Annotated in this window: 12 protein-coding genes; 8 read left to right on the forward strand and 4 right to left on the reverse strand. The window is 71.4% G+C overall.

Annotation, left to right across the window (positions count from 1 at the left end; all coding sequences use genetic code 11):
• Positions 1-154 precede the first annotated feature (154 nt).
• From ABZV94_RS01630 to ABZV94_RS01640, 3 genes are all read left to right on the forward strand, one after another.
• Positions 155-544: a hypothetical protein gene (locus tag ABZV94_RS01630; RefSeq protein ID WP_356336052.1), complete on the forward strand. Its 390-nt coding sequence runs from the start codon at positions 155-157 to the stop codon at positions 542-544.
• Complete coding sequence (locus ABZV94_RS01635; protein ID WP_356336054.1) at positions 544-1,971, forward strand: RIP homotypic interaction motif-containing protein; 1,428 nt, start codon at positions 544-546, stop codon at positions 1,969-1,971. The genes ABZV94_RS01630 and ABZV94_RS01635 overlap by 1 nt, the downstream gene beginning before the upstream one ends.
• Positions 1,972-2,312: 341 nt before the next feature.
• Positions 2,313-3,008 (forward strand): IS5 family transposase, encoded by a 696-nt coding sequence (locus tag ABZV94_RS01640; protein ID WP_356336056.1) that lies wholly within the window; start codon positions 2,313-2,315, stop codon positions 3,006-3,008.
• Here ABZV94_RS01640 and ABZV94_RS01645 read toward each other — a convergent pair.
• The gene (locus tag ABZV94_RS01645; protein ID WP_356336058.1) at positions 2,980-3,387 is read right to left on the reverse strand and encodes a hypothetical protein; all 408 of its coding nucleotides are present in this window, start codon (positions 3,385-3,387) and stop codon (positions 2,980-2,982) included. The genes ABZV94_RS01640 and ABZV94_RS01645 overlap by 29 nt on opposite strands.
• A gap of 211 nt (positions 3,388-3,598) precedes the next feature.
• The gene (locus tag ABZV94_RS01650) at positions 3,599-4,657 is read right to left on the reverse strand and encodes a helix-turn-helix domain-containing protein (RefSeq protein WP_356336059.1); all 1,059 of its coding nucleotides are present in this window, start codon (positions 4,655-4,657) and stop codon (positions 3,599-3,601) included.
• Positions 4,658-4,915: 258 nt separating this feature from the next.
• Here ABZV94_RS01650 and ABZV94_RS01655 point away from each other — a divergent pair, with 258 nt between their 5' ends.
• A complete protein-coding gene (locus tag ABZV94_RS01655) occupies positions 4,916-6,949 on the forward strand; it encodes an SPFH domain-containing protein (RefSeq protein WP_356336061.1) in 2,034 nt (677 codons plus the stop codon).
• Positions 6,950-7,025: 76 nt separating this feature from the next.
• A complete protein-coding gene (locus ABZV94_RS01660) occupies positions 7,026-11,969 on the forward strand; it encodes a DNA repair ATPase (RefSeq protein ID WP_356336063.1) in 4,944 nt (1,647 codons plus the stop codon).
• Positions 11,970-12,186: 217 nt separating this feature from the next.
• On the opposite strand, the gene ABZV94_RS01665 is transcribed toward ABZV94_RS01660, so the two are convergent.
• On the reverse strand, positions 12,187-12,483 hold the full coding sequence (locus tag ABZV94_RS01665) for a hypothetical protein (RefSeq protein WP_356336065.1): 297 nt from the start codon (positions 12,481-12,483) through the stop codon (positions 12,187-12,189).
• A gap of 81 nt (positions 12,484-12,564) precedes the next feature.
• Entirely contained in the window at positions 12,565-13,950 is a 1,386-nt protein-coding gene (gene nhaA / locus ABZV94_RS01670; protein ID WP_356336067.1) for a Na+/H+ antiporter NhaA, read from the reverse strand.
• Positions 13,951-14,363: 413 nt separating this feature from the next.
• Here nhaA and ABZV94_RS01675 point away from each other — a divergent pair, with 413 nt between their 5' ends.
• The 3 genes from ABZV94_RS01675 (at position 14,364) to ABZV94_RS01685 (ending at position 17,548) form a co-directional block, all read left to right on the forward strand.
• Positions 14,364-14,828 (forward strand): CBS domain-containing protein, encoded by a 465-nt coding sequence (locus ABZV94_RS01675; RefSeq protein ID WP_356336069.1) that lies wholly within the window; start codon positions 14,364-14,366, stop codon positions 14,826-14,828.
• A gap of 164 nt (positions 14,829-14,992) precedes the next feature.
• Entirely contained in the window at positions 14,993-16,231 is a 1,239-nt protein-coding gene (locus ABZV94_RS01680; protein WP_356336071.1) for a cation:proton antiporter, read from the forward strand.
• An 18-nt stretch (positions 16,232-16,249) separates the two neighbouring features.
• Positions 16,250-17,548, forward strand: a complete 1,299-nt coding sequence (locus tag ABZV94_RS01685) for an ArsB/NhaD family transporter (RefSeq protein ID WP_356336073.1) — start codon at positions 16,250-16,252, stop codon at positions 17,546-17,548.
• Positions 17,549-17,695 lie beyond the last annotated feature (147 nt).

Raw genomic sequence — 17,695 nt, forward strand, 5'->3', positions numbered from 1 at the left:
ATGTAGGGGCTGTCCGGGGCGATCACGCCTCGGCCCGGGCGCACTGACGGAGAGTGCGGACGCATGCGAGGGGCCTCTCCATCGCGTTCGGATTAGAGGGTCGGCATCGTGGATATGACTCGGTTATCGGACATGGTGCGATCTGGGGGGAATCATGGAACCTGTCACGGTGATCGCGTCGGCTTTGGCTGCGGGGGCGGCCGCGGGGATGCACGACAGCGTGTCGAAGACGGTGCGAGACGCCTATGACAGCTTGTACCGGTGCGTGCGTGCAGGGCTGGACGGGCGATCGCGCGAACTCGACAGCGCGCTGGCGGATCAGGTCGTGGTCCGCGAGTCCGGCAGTCTTGTCCTGCTCCCCGGCCTGCTGGACCTGGTGAAGGACGCCAAAGCGGCCGAGGACGAGGACGACCTCCGCAAGCTGGCTGACCGGGTGGCGGTGCTCGCGGACGCAGGGCAGCCGACTACCGTGTCCATCAATTGCCAGGGCGTTCAGGTCGGGAGGGGCAACCACCAACACAACGCGTTCAACGGCCCACGCTGATGCGCCTGTTCGGGTGCTTCGTCGCCGCTGTCGTCATCATCCGGCTGCGCGCCTGGCTCTGGACCAGTCTGCTGGACATCACCGAGTTCATCGGGTGGACCCTGGTGGCGGGGGCCGCCGTAGTGGTCGGGGTCCTGCTCGTCCGGCGGGTCGCCGGTGCTCCATCACGGCCCGCAGGCCGCACGCGGGTGCCGGCTCAGCCGGCTCGCCCCTCGACCGGTTCCCTGCCGACCGCGGTCACGCCGACCAGGCCTCAGCCGAGCGCCGCGTCCTCTCCGCCCCGGCCGGCCCGTCCACCGGTCCCGGACGCGCTGCCCGGCCGCGGCAGCCCGCCTGTCACGCGGACCACTCCCGCGAGATGCGCGTCGCGGGGACCGGGGGTACCGATCCGCTTCGGCGGGCTCGAACTCGACCCCCTCGGCGACGGGACGGAACCCTCCCGTCAGATTGCGGCCCTCGACCACCGCTTCACCTCCACCCTCGACGCCGCGAACACGCCCGTCGGGCAGAACAGGCGCGGGGTCGGTGACTGGGCGTACGAAGAGCACGCCGAGGTACTGACACCCACGCGACGGCAGCCGCTTCTCGTTATCGGTTGCCGCGGAGTCCAGATCGGCGACAGCAACACGCAGTTCAACACCTACACGTACCGGTTGCAGGATCCCCCACTGGACTTCTCGGACGTCCTGCGAACCCCCGCCGTCCGCGCCGTATTGCGCCGGCTCATCCTGGACCCGGACAACGACACCCTCCGCCAGGAGGCGGTGGCCAAGCTGCGCGCCGGGCCGTGGCACCTGGTGAAGAAGGACACGCTGGACCTCGGTCCCCTCGAACCGAACCCTCTGTCGGCAGCCGCTGCGGCCGAACTCCCGGACATGGAGGGCTTCATCGCCGTACGCGACAGCCAGGGCGTTCAGATCGGCGATGGCTGCGTCCAGCAGAACGACTTCACCTATGTGTGCCGACGACCGGCAGTGAACGTCCATGCCTTGCTCAAAGGGTCCGACAAGGTCGCACACTCACTTGTGGACGCAGTGGTCAACCCACCGGCCAGAGAGACGGCCGAGAGCCTGAACTTCGCCGTGAAGTCCGCGCTCATGTCACGCGACACGGTCGCGGCGATCCCCGACCGCTCTCGCGGGCTCCCGTGCGGGACCAACGTTGTACGTGACCTGGACGGAGTCAGCATCGGCAGTCATGGTGAGACCCACGAGTTCAAGGCCCTCATGGTCGACCTGCGCAAGCCGGAGATCCTGGACGACAGCGTGGCGGACGAGTACCGGCACCTGACCGAGCTGGCGAGGCGGTATCAGCCGCCGGCCCCCCGAGAACCCGGCACGCCGCCCGATGCGATCGACGATGCGGACAGACTTCCCGCCGACACCTTGGATGCGGACCTGTCCATCCGTGACGGCCTGTCCCTGTGAACGCCGTCCCGTCACTGCTGGCAACCCTGTGTGCGGGTTGCAGGGCCTCCTGGTAGCTCGGGGCTGCGATCCCGACCGAGCAGCACCAGGAGGCCCTGTGTCGCAGTCTGTCGCGCTTGCGTCCGTGGAGTCCAACGGGCCTTCTCCGGCATGTGACTGTCTCGCGCACAGGTTCGGCAACGCAGCGGACGGGCCGGACCGCGTGCCGTGTTACGGCTCCGGCCTGACGGAGGCCGAATGGCAGGTCGTCCGGCCGCTGCTGCCAGTCCCCGCGTGGCTTCAGGGGCGGGGCGGACGACCGGAGGGCTATTGTCACCGGGTCATGCTGGATGTGGTCCGCAATGTCGTCGACAACGGCGTCAAGTGGCAACCTGCCCTGTGACTTCCCGCCGTACCGGCGCGTGCACGCGTTTGCCCGACGCCGGCAGGTGACGGGCCTGCTCACAGAGCTCCACGACCGGCTGCGCGACACGGTGCGCCGGAAGGAGGGCCGTGAGGTGGACCCGACGGCCGCCAGCGTGGACTCGCAGTCACTGCGGGCGGCGACGAACATCCCGCGCTCGACGTCCGGGTGGGACGGCGGGAAGAAGGTGGGAGGCCGCAAGCGGCACCTGGTCGTGGACCGTCTCGGCCTGGTCCTGGCCGTCGCGGTGAGTGCGGCGAGCGTGCAGGACCGCGACGCCGCCGTCCCGCTGCTCGAGCGGCTGCGCACCATGTACTTCTCCATCCGCCTCGTCTGGGCGGACGGCGGTTATGCGGGTCGGCTCGTCGACTGGGCGGCCGAGAAACTCCGGCTCACCCTTGAGATCGTCAAACGCACCGACGACACCAGTGGGTTCATGGTGCTGCCGCGCAGGTGGGTGGTGGAGCGCACCCTGAGCTGGCTGATGCGCTCGCGCCGCCAGGTGCGTGACTACGAGACACTGCCCGCCATGCACGAGGCCATGGTGCTGTGGTCCATGACCATGCTCATGAGCAGCCGCCTGGCCGGGCACCGGCCAGGCGCCTTCAGCCGCCCGACGCCCCGAGCGGGGTGAACACTCCCGGCTGCACCTGGAGCACCCACCCCCGCTCCACCAGGCGTCTCGCCTTCGACCGCAGCCCCTCGACCTTCGCTGGAACCGCCTGAAGACCTGGGTGGACGCGGGCCGGCACGGCCGCGTACCGGTCACCGTCCCCGGCTGACCGGCCACGTCGTCGACCCGTCGCGTTCCGAGGATCCACCGGCTCCGCGACCGCGACGGGCGGCTCGGCCAGCACCTCGGCCACCGTCACACGGGCATCCGCCAGACGCTGAAGTGCCCGTTCCGCCTCGCCGAGGGCAGCCTCCACCCGCTCGGCCTCCTCCCGCAACCGTGCCACCTCTTCCCGGACCTTGGTCTCCCGGGCCTCCAGCAGACCGAGCACCGACGGCACCAGCCACCTCCACAAGCGAGACGAGCAGACGAACCACGCCCATCTCTCCCGCCGCCAGCCTGAGTTCATGCCCACCCAGCCCGAACCAAACGATCACGTTCGGAAAGCGGACGGCTTCTCAGGGGGGATGATCGACAACCCGACCCGGGCCTCGACTGTGAGGGGCCTGGAAACGAGGGCCGTCGGCAGGCATCCGCGCCTCCGGCCCCGCTCAGAGGTCCTTGGCCGGCCAGTCGAGCAGCCGGGCGCCGATGACCGCGGTCTGCAGCATGTAGCGGTGGGCCGGGTCGGCCGGGTTGGCGCCGGTGAGTTTGTGGATGCGTTCCAGGCGGTAGGTCATGGCCCGCACGCTGAGGGAGAGGCGGCGCGCGGCCTCGGCGGCGACGCAGCCCGAGTCGAAGTAGGCCGTGAGCGTGTCGAGGAGCGGCTCGGCGCCGCCGCGGGCCGCGGTGAGCGGGCCGAGGGTGCCGAGGACGAGGTCGGCCATGGCCTGCCGGTCGCGGGTCAGGACGGGGTAGACGAGCAGGTCGGCGGCGCGCAGTACCGGATCGTCCAGACCGAGACGTTCCGCCAGTTCGAGGGCGTTCAGGGCTTCCTCGTAGGACTGGACGACCCCACCGGGGCCGGGTTGGGCGCGGCCGATGGCCACCGTGCCGCCGTCGGTGGCGGCGTGGGCCTGCTTGGCGAAGTAGGGGAGGACCTCGTCCTCGTGGCCGGGGGCGATGCACAACAGCCGGCCGTCCTTCGTGGTGAGCAGGACGCTGCGGTTGCCGAAGCGGGCCAGCAGCGCCTGCTCCACCCGGCGGGCGACCGGGGTGCCCTCCTCGTAGGCCACCGGGCCCTCCGCGACGGCGACGGCGTGAGCGTGGGACAGGCGCAGTCCGAAGCGTTCGGCGCGCTCGGCGAGGCGGCCCAGATCGCTGCGACCGTAGAGCAGGTCGTCGATGAACTCCCGCCGGGCGGCCTCCTCCTGGCGTACGGCGAGGCGCTGGGCGCGTTCGTAGCCCTCGGCGAAGGCGTCTATCGCCTGCTGTACGGCGGCCAGGGTGCTGTCGGCCGAGCCGGGGCTGTGCGACCGGGCGGCGCGTGCGGCGGCCAGGTGGGCGCTGACGAGGAACCGCAGCCCGTAGCCCGCCTCCGCCGCCTGTTCGCCAAGTGCCCGCCGGGACTCGATCTCCTCCCGGGTGAGGCGGCGGCCCGTGGCCGAGACATCGGCCAGGATGTGGGCGTAGCCGTCCAGATACTGCTCGGGAATGTCCCGCTCCGTCACGTCGCCCCCCAGGATCCTGACGCGCCGATGACGCTTTCTTAGCGGGTCACCGGCATGCAGACCCTAGTGAACATTGCCGGACATCGGCAATGCGCGGGCGTGCGCCGGTCGCTCATCATGTCCTGCGGGGAGCACTGCGGAGGGTTTCGGTGCCGGGCACCGGCAGGTGCCCGGCACCGAAACCCGTACCGAAGCAGTGCACCGTTCACTGACGCGCGCCTGTCTCTTCGACCGCCCTCTGTCTCAAGGACGTATGCCATGTCTGTTATCGGCGTGCTCGCCGTCGCCTTCCTGTTGCTCATCGCCGTCGTACTGCTGGTCGTTTCCCGGCTGTTCCGCAAGGTGGAGCAGGGCAAGGCGCTGATCGTCTCCAAGATGCGCAAGGTCGATGTGACGTTCACCGGGCAGGTCGTGCTGCCGGTGCTGCACAAGGCCGAGGTGATGGACATCTCGGTGAAGACGATCGAGATCACCCGGGCCGGCAAGGAAGGGCTGATCTGCAGGGACAACATCCGCGCGGACATCCGGATCTCGTTCTTCGTCAAGGTCAACAAGACCGTGGAGGACGTCATCAAGGTCGCCCAGGCCGTCGGCACCCAGCGGGCGAGCGATCAGCGGACGCTTCAGGAGCTGTTCCACGCGAAGTTCTCCGAGGCGCTGAAGACCGTCGGTAAGCAGATGGACTTCACCGACCTCTACACCCAGCGTGAGGAACTTCGCTACAAGATCATCGAGTTGATCGGCGTCGACCTCAACGGCTACCACCTGGAGGACGCGGCGATCGACTACCTGGAGCAGACCCCGCTCACCCAGCTGGATCCGGCCAACGTCCTGGACGCCCAGGGCATCCGGAAGATCACCGAGCTGACGGCGATCGAGCACGTGCGCACCAACGAGTACCAGCGCACCGAGGAGAAGGAGATCACCCGGCAGAACGTCGACGCCCGCGAGACCATCCTGGAGCTGGAGCGCCGGCAGGCCGACGCCGAGATCAAGCAGCGTCGGGAGATCGAGACCTCCCGGGCCCGTGAGGAGGCCGAGACCGCGCGGGTGGTGGAGGAGGAGCGGCTGCGGGCGCAGTCCGCCTTCCTGCGGACCGAGGAGCAGCTCGGCGTGCAGCGGGAGAACCAGGCCCGCGAGGTCGCCGTCGCGCAGAAGAACCGCGAGTGGGCCATCGCCGTCGAGAACGAGCGGATCGAGAAGGACCGCCTGCTGGAGGTCGTCGCCCGGGAGCGGGAGACCCGGCTGACCCAGATCGCCGCCGAGAAGGAGGTCGAGGCGGAGAAGCGGGAGATCGCCGAGGTCATTCGCGAGCGGGTCGCCGTGGACCGCACGGTCGCCGAACAGGAGGAGGCCATCAAGAAGCTGCGCGCGGTCGAAGAGGCCGAGCGGCAGCGGCAGGCCGTGGTCATCGCCGCGGAGGCCGAGGCGCAGGAGAAGCTCGTCAAGGACATCAAGGCCGCGGAGGCCGCCGAGCAGGCGGCCACCCACCGGGCCGCTGAGGAACTGACGCTCGCCGAGGCTCGCTTGAAGACCGCCGACCTCGACGCGCAGGCCAAGCTGCGGCTCGCCGAGGGCGTCCAGGCCGAGGCCGCGGCCGAGGGACTGGCCGCCGTCCAGGTCCGCGACAAGGAGGCGGAGGTCATCGAGAAGGCCGGCCGCGCCGAGGCGGAGGCGACCCAGGCCCGGCTGCGGGCGGAGGCGGAAGGCGTGCGGGCGGAGGCCCTCGCCGAGGCCACGGCCATCGGCGAGAAGCTCAAGGCGGAGGCCGCCGGCCTCACCGAGAAGGCCGCCGCGATGGCCGCCCTGGACGACGCCTCCCGCGCGCACGAGGAGTACCGGCTGCGGCTGGAGGCGGAGAAGGACATCCGGCTGGCCGGACTGGACGTGCAGCGCCAGGTCGCCGAGGCGCAGGCCACGGTGCTCGCCACTGGCCTGGAGAACGCCGACATCGACATCGTCGGCGGGGAGTCCGTCTTCTTCGACAAGCTGGTTGGCTCGATTGCGCTCGGCAAGGGCGTCGACGCCTTCGTGCAGCACTCCGAGACCGCGCAGACGCTGGCCAGGCCCTGGCTGGACGGCACGTCGAGCTTCACCGACGACCTCGGCCGCATCCTCGGCTCGGTCTCCACGGCCGACGTGCAGAACCTCACCGTGTCCGCCGTGTTGATGAAGCTCATGAACAGTGGCGGCCCGAACGCCGGGCAGCTGAAGCAACTGCTCGACAGGGCGGGCGAGCTGGGCCTCGCCGACACCCCGCTCACCGCGCTCAACGGCACGGTCCGAGCCTGATGACCCGTGGTGCCGGAGCTGCCGCACAGGGGACGGCAGCTCCGGCACCACGCCCGAGGGAAGGAACGCACGAGCCATGGCAACCGTCCTGGAGACGGATTCGTACGACGCCGTCGACGCCGGCACGTACGAGGTGCTGCGCGACCGGCTCAGCGCACAGGCAGCCGAACTCGCCCGCCGCGCCGAGACACTGGACGCCCGCCGCACCGAGGAGTTCGGCTCGGTCCGACTGGAGCTGAGCGGCACCGAGCGCCGGCGCACGGAGCATGCGGCGGTGCTCCGTGACCTGGTGTCCGTCGGTGACCGTCTGTTCTTCGGCAGCAGCGATGCCGTCGGCCTGCGCGCGGAGCGGTCCGTCGGCGACGTCCTCGCCCTCCACGACCGCGAGCTGAACCCGCTGCCGGAGGACACCGTCCCCGGCCTGCTCGACGACCCGGAGTTCGTCCGGGAGTTCACCGCTCTGCACCGCTACTACCGGCACGCCCGGCTGCTCAGGCTCCGCCATGCCGGCGACCGGCTGCTGGCCGTCTTCCAGACCGGAGAGAAGGCCGACGACGTCCGGGTGCTGCGCTGGGCGCTCACCGCGGACGGACGGGCCACGTTCCTCGACGCGCGTGGCGAACGCGACGACGTGTTCCCGCCCTCCCACGACTTCGACTGGACCGAGGCCACCCGGGAGGACCACGTCCTCGGGCCGCGCCCGTACGTGCGGGTCCGGGGAGGGGTCCTCGTGTCGACCGTCGGCGGCACCCTGACGGTGTGCGCGGACGACGGCGACGACCAGCCGTACGCCGAGCTGTACGGCGAGCCCGTGGACGAGCCCCTTCAGTCCCTCGCCGACGCCGGGATCGCCCACGCGCGCGTGGGCGCCCTGATCGTGCTGCGGATCCTGCCCTACAAGGAGGACACGGAGCGGTACCTGGTCTTCAACACCCTCACCAGGACGGTCGTCCGTCTGGACGGCATCGGGCAGGCGTGCCGCCGGCTGCCCGACGACCAGGGCATCGTCTTCCCCGGCGGCTACTGCCTCGCCACGGGGACGAGCAAGACGTTCGATCTCGACACCACGGGGCTGGAGTTCGAGACCGAGCTGCGCTCGCCGTACGGCGAGGACGTGCTGTACGCATTCCGCTCCCGGACCCGGGCGCGCAGCCTGCTGCTGTCGTACAACACCATCCGCAAGGAGGTGGCGACACCGCTGTCGTGCGCGGGCTGGGCGCGGTTCGACGACGGCACCCTGGTGGTGCTGACCGCGGACGGCGGCGAGCCGGCCCGTGTGCACCCGCTCCAGATGTGGGCCTCCCCCTACGTCTCCGACACCCACGCCGCCGCCCGGCCCTTGGGCGAGGGCGCGCTGGCCCGCGTGGGCAACGCCGACCTCGTCCGCGGTATCGCCGACTGCCTGTCCCTGGCCCGCGCGGTCACGGAGACGACCCCGACGAGCGCGATGTACGCGAATCTGGCCACGGCCTGCGTCCGTGCGGCGGACACCCACCACTGGCTGGGCGAAGCCGACCTCGGTGACCTGCGCACCCCGCTGGACGCGGTCCGGGAGACGGCCGAACAGGTGCTGGCCGAGTTCGAGACCGTCCGCGCCCTGACACGGCAGGCGACCGACGCGGTCGACGAGGCCGCCGAAGGGCTGGCGGCGGTGGTACGGCGGCTGCACGGTGAGAGCCCGCGCGACGCGTCCGCCTGGGTGAGCGGGCTCACCGAACTCCGGCGTGCCCAAGGGCATCTGCTCACCCTGAAGGACATGCGGTACGCCGACTCGACCCGCATCGCCGGCCTCGCCGACCGGGCGGACGCCGATCTCGCCGCCTTCGGGCAGCGGGCCGTCGCCTTCCTGGACCGCGAGGACGCCTTCGCCCGGCACCACCAGGACCTCGAACAACTCGTCACCGAGACCGAGTCGATCACCGCGCTGGTCCAGGCGGCACCCCTGGAGGCCCGGCTCGACGACCTCGCCGACCAGCTGCGCACGGTCACCGAGGTCGTCTCCGGCCTCGACATCGCCGACGCGACCGTGCGTACGTCGGTCCTCTCACGCACCGCCGAGGTGCTCGGCGGCGTCAACCGGGCCCGCGCGGTCCTCGACGCCCGGCGCCGCACCCTGCGCGACAGCGAGGGGCGCGCCGAGTTCGCCGCCGAGTTCGCCCTGCTCGGCCAGAACATCACCGGCGCACTCGCGGCCGCCGGCACGCCCGAGGAGTGCGACGAGCAACTGGGCTTCGTACTGACCCGGCTGGAGGGCCTGGAGTCACGCTTCGCCGAGTTCGACGACTTCCTGGGGGAGCTCGCCGACCGGCGCGCGGAGGTGTACGAGGCGTTCTCCGCGCGCAAGCAGAACCTCCTCGACACCCGGGCACGCCGCGCCGAGCAGCTCGCGGACGCGGCCGGCCGCGTCATGGCGGCGATCACCCGGCGCGCCGCCACGCTCGCGGACGCCGACGCGGTCAGCACCTACTTCGCCTCCGACCCCATGGTCGCCAGGGTCCGCCGAACCACCGGCGAACTGCGCGCACTCGGCGAGAGCGTCCGCGCGGAGGAACTGGACGGCCGACTGAAGGCCGCCCGCCAGGAGGTGGCCCGCGCGCTGCGCGACCGAGCCGAGCTGTACGGCGACGACGGCCGCACGATCCGCCTGGGCGCCCACCGTTTCGCCGTCACCACCCAGCCCCTCGACCTCACCCTCGTGCCGCACGGCGACGGCCTCGCCTTCGCCCTGACCGGCACCGACTACCGCTCCCCGGTCGCCGAGCCGGGCCTCGCCGACGCCCGCGCGTACGCCGACCGGCACCTGCCGTCCGAGTCGCCGCAGGTGTACCGCGCCGAACACCTCGCCGCCCGCCTCCTGCGCGAGCACGGCGCGGCCGCCCTCGCGGAGGCCGGCGACCTGCCCGCGCTCGTGAGCGCGGCGGCGCAGGAGTCGTACGACGAGGGGTATGAGCGGGGCGTCCACGACCACGACGCGACGCTGATCCTCACCGCCCTGCTGCCCCTGTACGAGCGGGCGGGCCTGCTGCGGTACGAACCCGCGGCGCGGGCCGCCGCGCAGCTGTTCTGGGTCCACGGCACCACCGCGGACCAGCGGGGCGCGTGGACCCGGCGCGCGGTGTCCCTGGCCCGCGCCCGGGACACCTTCGGCTTCGCGCCCGCCATCGCCGACCTCCGGCGGGAGCTGGCCGGCGCCATCGGCGGCGAGCACGACCACGCCGCGGCCGCGTACCTCGTCGAGGAACTGACGACCGGCCCCGACGGCTTCGTCCTCGCCTCCACCACCCGAGCCCTGCTGGACACGTTCCGGCGAGCGGTGGACGGCTCGGCCTTCGACGAGGACCTTGCGGCGGTGGACGACCTGGCCGCCCGCCGCCAGCTCGCCGAGGCGTGGCTCTCGGCGTACGTCACCGCCACCGGACTGGACGTCACACCCGGCGACCTGGCCGAGGCGGTTGCCGCCGAGCTGTGCCCCGGCCTGCCCCGCCACGTGTCGGACGCCGCACCGGCCACGGTCGTCGAGGGACTGCTCGGCACGCACCCGCGTGTCATGGACCGGCGCCTCGTCCTGCGCGTCGACGAGTTCCTCGCCCGTACCCGGCGGTTCGCCGACCGGGACGTTCCGGCCTTCCGCGCCCACCAGCGCCGGCGCACCGCCCTGGTGGCGGCCGAGCGCGCTCGGCTGCGGCTGGACGACCACCGCCCGCGCCCTCTGGCCTCGTTCGTGCGGGGCCGCCTCGTCGACGAGGTGTACCTGCCCCTGGTCGGCGACAGCCTCGCCAAGCAGCTCGGCACCGCGGGCGAGACCAAGCGCACTGACACAGGCGGACTGCTGCTGCTCGTCTCGCCGCCCGGATACGGCAAGACGACGCTGATCGAGTACGTCGCCGACCGGCTGGGCCTGATGCTGGTGAAGGTCAGCGGCCCGGCCCTCGGCCACTCCGTCACCTCGCTCGATCCGGCCGGAGCCCCGAACGCCACCTCCCGCCAGGAGATCGAGAAGATCAACTTCGCGCTCGCGGCCGGCAACAACACCCTCCTCTACCTGGACGACATCCAGCACACGTCCCCGGAACTGCTCCAGAAGTTCATCCCGCTGTGCGACGCCACCCGTCGCGTCGACGGCGTGTGGAACGGCGAACCACGCACCTACGACCTGCGCGGCAAGCGCTTCGCCGTCTGCATGGCCGGCAACCCCTACACCGGGTCCGGGGCCCGCTTCCAGGTGCCCGACATGCTCGCCAACCGCGCCGACGTGTGGAACCTCGGCGACGTCCTCACCGGCAAGGAGGCGGCCTTCGCGGAAAGCTTCCTGGAGAACGCGCTCACCTCCAACCCGGTGGTCGCCCCGCTCGCCGGGCGAGACCGCGCCGACCTGGAGCTGTTCGTCCGCCTCGCCGAGGGGGACCCCACGGCCCGCGCGGACCGGCTGGCCCAACCCTACGGGGCCCCCGAGCTGGAACAGATCCTGGCGGTGCTGCGCCACCTGCTGCGGGTGCGCGAGACGGTCCTCGCGGTGAACACCGCCTACATCGCCTCCGCGGCACAGTCCGGCGCCACCCGCACCGAGCCGCCGTTCCGGCTCCAGGGCTCGTACCGCACCATGAACAGGATCGCCCAGCGCATCCGGCCGGTCATGAACGACACCGAGGTCTCGGCCGTCATCGACGACCACTTCACCGCCGAGGCCCAGACGCTGACCGGGGGCGCCGAGGCCAACCTGCTCAAACTGGGCGAACTGCGCGGGACCCTCACCCCGGCCCAGGAAAGGCGCTGGGCGGAGCTGAAGGCGGCGTACGTCCGGACGCAGACCCTCGGCGGCCCCGAGCAGGATGGCCTTTCCCCAGCCTTCGGCCCGGGGGATCCCCATCTCGCTGCGCTCGTCCGCGCGGTCGCCGCCCTCGGCCTCCTCGCCGACCGCGTCTCCGCGGTCGAGACCGCCATCACCCGCGCAGCCGACCCCCGCACACTGCTCGCCACTCCGCGGGGACGGCACGCCGCCGGACACCCGGAACAGCCGTGACGGCGCTCGGGGTCACGGCGCGCGACGGCGGCTCTCAAGCGCCGGCGCAGTCCTTCGCCGACCTCGCCGACGGCGACCAGCACAGCGGCGGAGGCCGCGCACGCCGTGAGGGAAGCGGGCTGGTCCAGGGCCTTGCCCAAGAGGCACAGGACGACGGCCAGTACCACCCACCAGGCGGTGACCGACCAGACGGAGCGCCAACGGCGGCGCGTGTACGTCACGACGCCGCCTTCGAGGCCCGGAGGGTCGCGCCAACCGCCAGAGCGCATCCGGCGAAGGCTCCCGCGCCGGCGACAGCCGTCGCTGCCAGGGTGATCGCGGGTGGGGCGTCGGCAAGGCGCGGGATCGTGTTGAGCGGGGCTGCGGCCCACAGGCACAGCAGAGCCCAGCCAAGCGGGCGTGCAGGCACCGGGCGGGCGTGCAGGCGGTGCGGTGTCCGGCCGGTCAGCAGGGCCAGACCGGCCGGGAGCAGGGTGAGGGAGAAGACGGCGAGGCCGGTCGAGTGCCAGATCACGGGTGCAGGCGCTCCTGTCGTGGGGGCGGGGCGGGTGGGGTCGGCTGTGGCGGCCGGCGGCGGCCACGACCGGGCCGGTCGTCACGGTGGCAAGGCCGGTGACCAGGACGGGGAAGCCGGGGCACGGCAGGACGTACGACGTGCCTCCCCTGAGTCTCCGCTGCCGGCACCGTCGCGCCCGCGGCCGGCCTGCTGGTAGACGTCGGGGATCCCGTCTGCGTCGTCGTCTCGGGTCTCCGTCTCCCACAGGCGGCGGTAGACACCGTTGCGACGCCTGATCAGCAGCGCGGCCGCCGCGGCGGCGATGAGTGAGCCAAGCAGGACGGCGGCCTTGATGTGCTCGGCGTGGGCCGGGTCGGGGAAGGCGAGCTCGCCGATCAGGAGGGCGACGGTGAAGCCGATCCCGGCCAGGACCGCCACGGCCAGCACGTCCGCCCAGGCCAGGTCAGGGTTCAGCCGGGCGCGCGTGAACCGGGCCGCCAGACAGGTGCCGCCGAAGATTCCCACCGTCTTGCCCAGGACCAGGCCGAGCACCACGCCCAGCGGCTCGGGACGGGTGAACACCTCGCCGAGCGAGGCGGCCGAGATGCTCATACCGGCGGCGAACAGGGCGAACAGGGGAACGGCCACACCGGCTGAGACAGGCCGCAGCAGATGCTCCGTACGTTCCCCGGGCGATGCCTCCTCCTCGTGGTCGCGGATGGTGCGCAGGATCATGCCCATCGCCACGCCGACCACCGTGGCGTGCACCCCGCCGTTGTACATCAGGGCCCAGATCGCCACTCCCAGCGGCACGTACCACCACCAGCCGGTCACCCTGAACCGTTGGAGCAGGTGGAAAACCACCAGCCCGGCCAGCGCCCCGCAGAGCGCCGGCGGGTCCAGGCCGGCGGTGAAGAACACGGCGATCACCAGGATGGCGCCGAGATCATCGACTACGGCCATGGTCAACAGGAAGGCCCTGAGGGCGGAGGGCAGGTGGGTGGAGAGCACCGCGAGGACGGCGAGCGCGAAGGCGATGTCGGTGGCCATCGGCACCGCCCAGCCTGCCCGGGAACCGCCGCCGATGCCGCTGGTGGCGATGTAGAGGGCGGCCGGCACCGCCATACCGCACCCGGCGGCGACCACGGGCAGCGCGGCGGTGGCGGGGGTCCGCAGCTCGCCGACCACGAGTTCACGCTTCAGCTCGATCCCGGCGACCAGGAAGAAGACGGTCAACAGTCCGTCCGCGGTCCAGTGCCCCACCGACAGGTTCAGACCGAGCGCCGGTATGCCGAAGCGGAAGTCGCGTATCTGCTCGTACGCACCACTGAACGGGGTGTTCGCCCATGCCAGCGCCACCACGGCAGCCACCAGCAGCACCAGCCCGCCGACCGTTTCCGTGCGCAGAGCCCGGGCCAGCTGCATGCGCTCCGGCCAGGGCAGCAGCGCGAGGAAGACGGAACGCTCACGCGGGGCAGCAGGCATGTGAGACCTCCGGGGCATCGACGTGTGGGCGTACGGCCCCTTGTTCGCCGACCAGACTTCCCGGCACACCCCGCATCTCTTGACGCGCTCTTTGCACACTATCGGTCCCAGCCATGCCAGGACAGAGGAGCACCCCTGGGGGCACCGTTCGGTCTCGGCCGCGGGCCGCAGGATCGTGCCCGGCGACGTGCCGGGCCACCGCGTGGACGACGAGCCTGCTGATCAAGGCTGCGCCACGCGCGGCGCGCGTGAGACCTGCGCCTACCGCGACACGTCTCTTCGCGGGCGGGGGGCCAGACGACCCTCGGTGGGCGGCGCTCTGTGAGCGGCCCGGCGGTATCGTGCCCGTACGGGTGCAGTGTCTCGGAGGACGGCCGCCCGAGGGGCGCGACGACGGGGAAGAGGAGCCGGTTGTGCGAGCGCGTGACTTGGCGGTGGAGTACGAGACGGTCGGCCTCGACAGCGATGCCCTGGACGCCGCGCGGCTGATGGTCGAGCACCGGTTGCCCGCGCTGCTGGTCGTGGACGGCAGCGCCGCGCCGAAGGCGATCCTGCCCGCCTCCCAGATGGTCAAGGTCCTGGTCCCGGAGTACGTCATCGACGACCCGGCACTGGCCGCAGTCGTCGACGAGCGCCATGCCGACCGGCTCTGCGAGGCACTGGCCGGCCGCAAGGTACGCGACTGCCTGTCGAAGAGGACTCCGGCCCCGGTTGTCGCCGCGCCCGACGACACCGCGTTGGAGATCGCCGCGCAGATGGCACAGCTGCGCAGCCCGCTGGTGGCCGTGGTGGAGAAGGACGCCTCGGGTACCCGCCTGCTCGGCGTGATCACCGCCTCACACCTGCTGGAGCGCCTGCTCGCGGTGACCGCCGGCTGAGACCGGAGTGGGTTCGTTGCCGGAGACCGGCAGCGAAGGGTGTTCCGACGTGCCCGCAGGAAGCCTGTGAGAGACGCGTCAAGGACATGTAAAGTTCCCTGCGGTGTGCCGGGAAGTCTGGTCGGCGAAACGAGGAGAACTCTCTTTCCGATCGGGGACCCGTCATGGTGCTGGTGGTGGTGTTCGGTGTCGCGCTGCTGGTGGCGGTGCTGTTGTCGGGCCTGGCGGCCCGTACCGTGCTCTCCACGTCCTTTCTCTTCCTCATCGGCGGGGCCCTGGTCAGCGACGGCTTCCTCGGGCTGATCCACATCACGCCGGACAGCGAGATCGTCTCCGTCACGGCCGACCTGGCCCTCTTCGCCGTGCTGTTCACCGACGGCATGCACGTCTCGTTCGCCAAACTGCGGGCGAACTGGCGCAACCCGGCCCGCGTGCTGGGCCTCGGCATGCCGCTGGCGTTCGTGTTCATGGCGCCGCTCACCCATTTCCTGGCGGGCCTCGACTGGACGACGTCGTTCCTGGTCGGTGCGGTGCTGGCGCCGACGGACCCGGTGTTCGCCTCGGCGATCGTGGGCCGCAAGGAGGTGCCGGTCAAGCTGCGTGAGCTGCTGAACGTGGAGAGCGGGGTCAACGACGGTCTCGCCCTGCCGGTGGTGCTGCTGCTGATCGCAGCCGCGGGACCCGCCGCCGGACACGCGGACGAGGCGTCGTTCGGGAAGATCGCCCTGGAGCTGCTGCTCGGCCTCGTGTTCGGCGTGGTGCTGCCGCTGCTCGTCAACTGGCTGGTGCGGTTCCGGCTGCTGGGCGCCGAGCCCAAGCTCCAGCCCCTGCTGCCCCTGGCCACCGGCATCATCCTGTACGCCACCTGCCACCTCACCCACGCCAACCCCTACCTCGCGGCGTTCTCCGCCGGAGCGGTGCTGGCCGCCGTCTCCCCGGAGGCCAAGGAGGCGTTCGAACCGCTCGGCGAGGCGCTGGCGGAGCTGGCGAAGTTCGCGGCACTCCTGGTGTTCGGCGCGCTGCTCACGCCCGGCCTCTTCGGCGACCTGTCGCTGGGCGGATACGCGGCGGTGGTGCTGGCCATCGTGCTGATCCGTCCCGCGTCGCTGCTGATCTCCCTGGTCGGCACCCGCTTCACCCGGCGGGAGAAGCTCACCGCGGCCTGGTTCGGCCCGAAGGGCTTCGCGTCCGTGGTCTACGGCCTGCTGGTGCTCCAGTCCGGCATCCCGCAGGCGCACGAGGCGTACACGCTGATCGCGGTGTGCATCGCCTTCTCGATTATCGCCCACAGCTCCACCGACGTACCGATCGCCCGCATGTTCGACGTGGAGGACCTCGTCGGCATCCCGGACGACGACCACAACCGTGCCCCGGCCACCCCGCAGGGCACCCGGACCGACTGAGCGACCGACCGGAGGACCGTGAACGACTGGCACAGCTGGGCGGCGATCGTCGTGTTCGTCGGCGCCTACGCCCTCATCATCAGCGAGAAGATCCACCGCGTTGCCGTGGCCCTCGGCGGCGCGGGACTCATGCTGGCGATCGGCGCGACCGACGACGTCTCGGCGTTCTACTCCGAGGACTCCGGCATCGACTGGAACGTCATCTTCCTGCTCATGGGCATGATGATGATCGTCGGGGTGCTGAAGAAGACCGGCATGTTCGAGTACCTGGCCATCTGGGCGGTCAAGCGCGCCCGTGCCAAGCCCTTCCGGGTCATGGCCATGCTCGTCGTCATCACCGCACTGGCCTCGGCCCTGCTGGACAACGTGACGACGGTACTGCTGATCGCCCCGGTGACCCTGCTGGTGTGCGAGCGACTGGCCCTGCCCGCCGCCCCGTTCCTGATCGCCGAGGTGTTCGCGTCGAACATCGGCGGCACGGCGACCCTGGTCGGCGACCCGCCGAACATCATCATCGCCAGCCGGGCCGGCCTGACCTTCAACGACTTCCTCGTGCACCTCGCCCCGCTGGCTGCCGTCCTGGTCGTCGTCCTCCTGCTGCTGTGCCGGGTGATGTTCCGCAAGACGTTCGTCTACGACGAGGACCGCGCGACGGAGATCATGGCGCTGGAGGAGCGCGAAGCCATCAGTGATCCCCGCCTGCTGGTCCAGGGCTTGATCGTGCTGACCCTGGTGGTGGCCGGCTTCGTCCTGCACCCGGTCCTGCACTACGAGCCCAGCATCGTGGCCCTCCTGGGCGCCGGGCTCCTGGTCGCCCTGTCGTCGGTGGAGACCCCCGACGTGCTCGCCGAGGTGGAGTGGCCCACGCTGGCCTTCTTCGCCGGCCTGTTCGTCATGATCGGCGGCCTCATCGACACGGGCGTCGTCGGCGAGATCTCGAAGCAGCTCGCCAAGGCCATCGGCAACAACCAACTGGGCGGCTCGATGACCCTGCTCGGCGGCTCCGCGGTGCTGTCCGGGATCGTCGACAACATCCCCTACGTCGCCACCATGGCACCCATCACCAGCGACCTGGTCCGCGACATGGGCGGCTCCTCCGGCCACGTCCTGTGGTGGGCGCTCGCCCTGGGGGCCGACCTCGGCGGCAACGCCACCGCCATCGGCGCCAGCGCCAACGTCGTCGTTCTCGGCATCGCCGAGCGCAACAGGCAGCCCATCTCCTTCTGGCAGTTCACCAAGTACGGCCTCGTCGTCACGGCCGCCACGGTGACCATCGCCCTGGCCTACGTGTGGCTCCGCTACTTCGCCCTCGCCTGACGGCCCGGACGTACTCCGGCGGGTCCGCGCCATGCGGAACACGCCCGCCACCGCGTGCCCATTCCGCCGCCGTCCCTACGCCTCGTGTTTGCCGCGCCCACCGTCGTGCAGCTGCGGGGCGGCTGCCGGGCCGGGGCCACCGGCCGG

This window comes from Streptomyces sp. NPDC004658 (assembly GCF_040609555.1).
Taxonomy (GTDB): Bacteria; Actinomycetota; Actinomycetes; order Streptomycetales; family Streptomycetaceae; genus Streptomyces.

Excerpts from the sequence above, each read along its gene's own strand:
- ABZV94_RS01630 (WP_356336052.1), top strand. The coding sequence starts at position 155 with ATGGAACCTGTCACGGTGATCGCGTCGGCTTTGGCTGCGGGGGCGGCC.
- ABZV94_RS01635 (WP_356336054.1), top strand. The coding sequence starts at position 544 with ATGCGCCTGTTCGGGTGCTTCGTCGCCGCTGTCGTCATCATCCGGCTG.
- ABZV94_RS01640 (WP_356336056.1), top strand. The coding sequence starts at position 2,313 with ATGTCGTCGACAACGGCGTCAAGTGGCAACCTGCCCTGTGACTTCCCG.
- ABZV94_RS01655 (WP_356336061.1), top strand. The coding sequence starts at position 4,916 with ATGTCTGTTATCGGCGTGCTCGCCGTCGCCTTCCTGTTGCTCATCGCC.
- ABZV94_RS01660 (WP_356336063.1), top strand. The coding sequence starts at position 7,026 with ATGGCAACCGTCCTGGAGACGGATTCGTACGACGCCGTCGACGCCGGC.
- nhaA (WP_356336067.1), bottom strand. The coding sequence starts at position 13,950 with ATGCCTGCTGCCCCGCGTGAGCGTTCCGTCTTCCTCGCGCTGCTGCCC.
- ABZV94_RS01680 (WP_356336071.1), top strand. The coding sequence starts at position 14,993 with ATGGTGCTGGTGGTGGTGTTCGGTGTCGCGCTGCTGGTGGCGGTGCTG.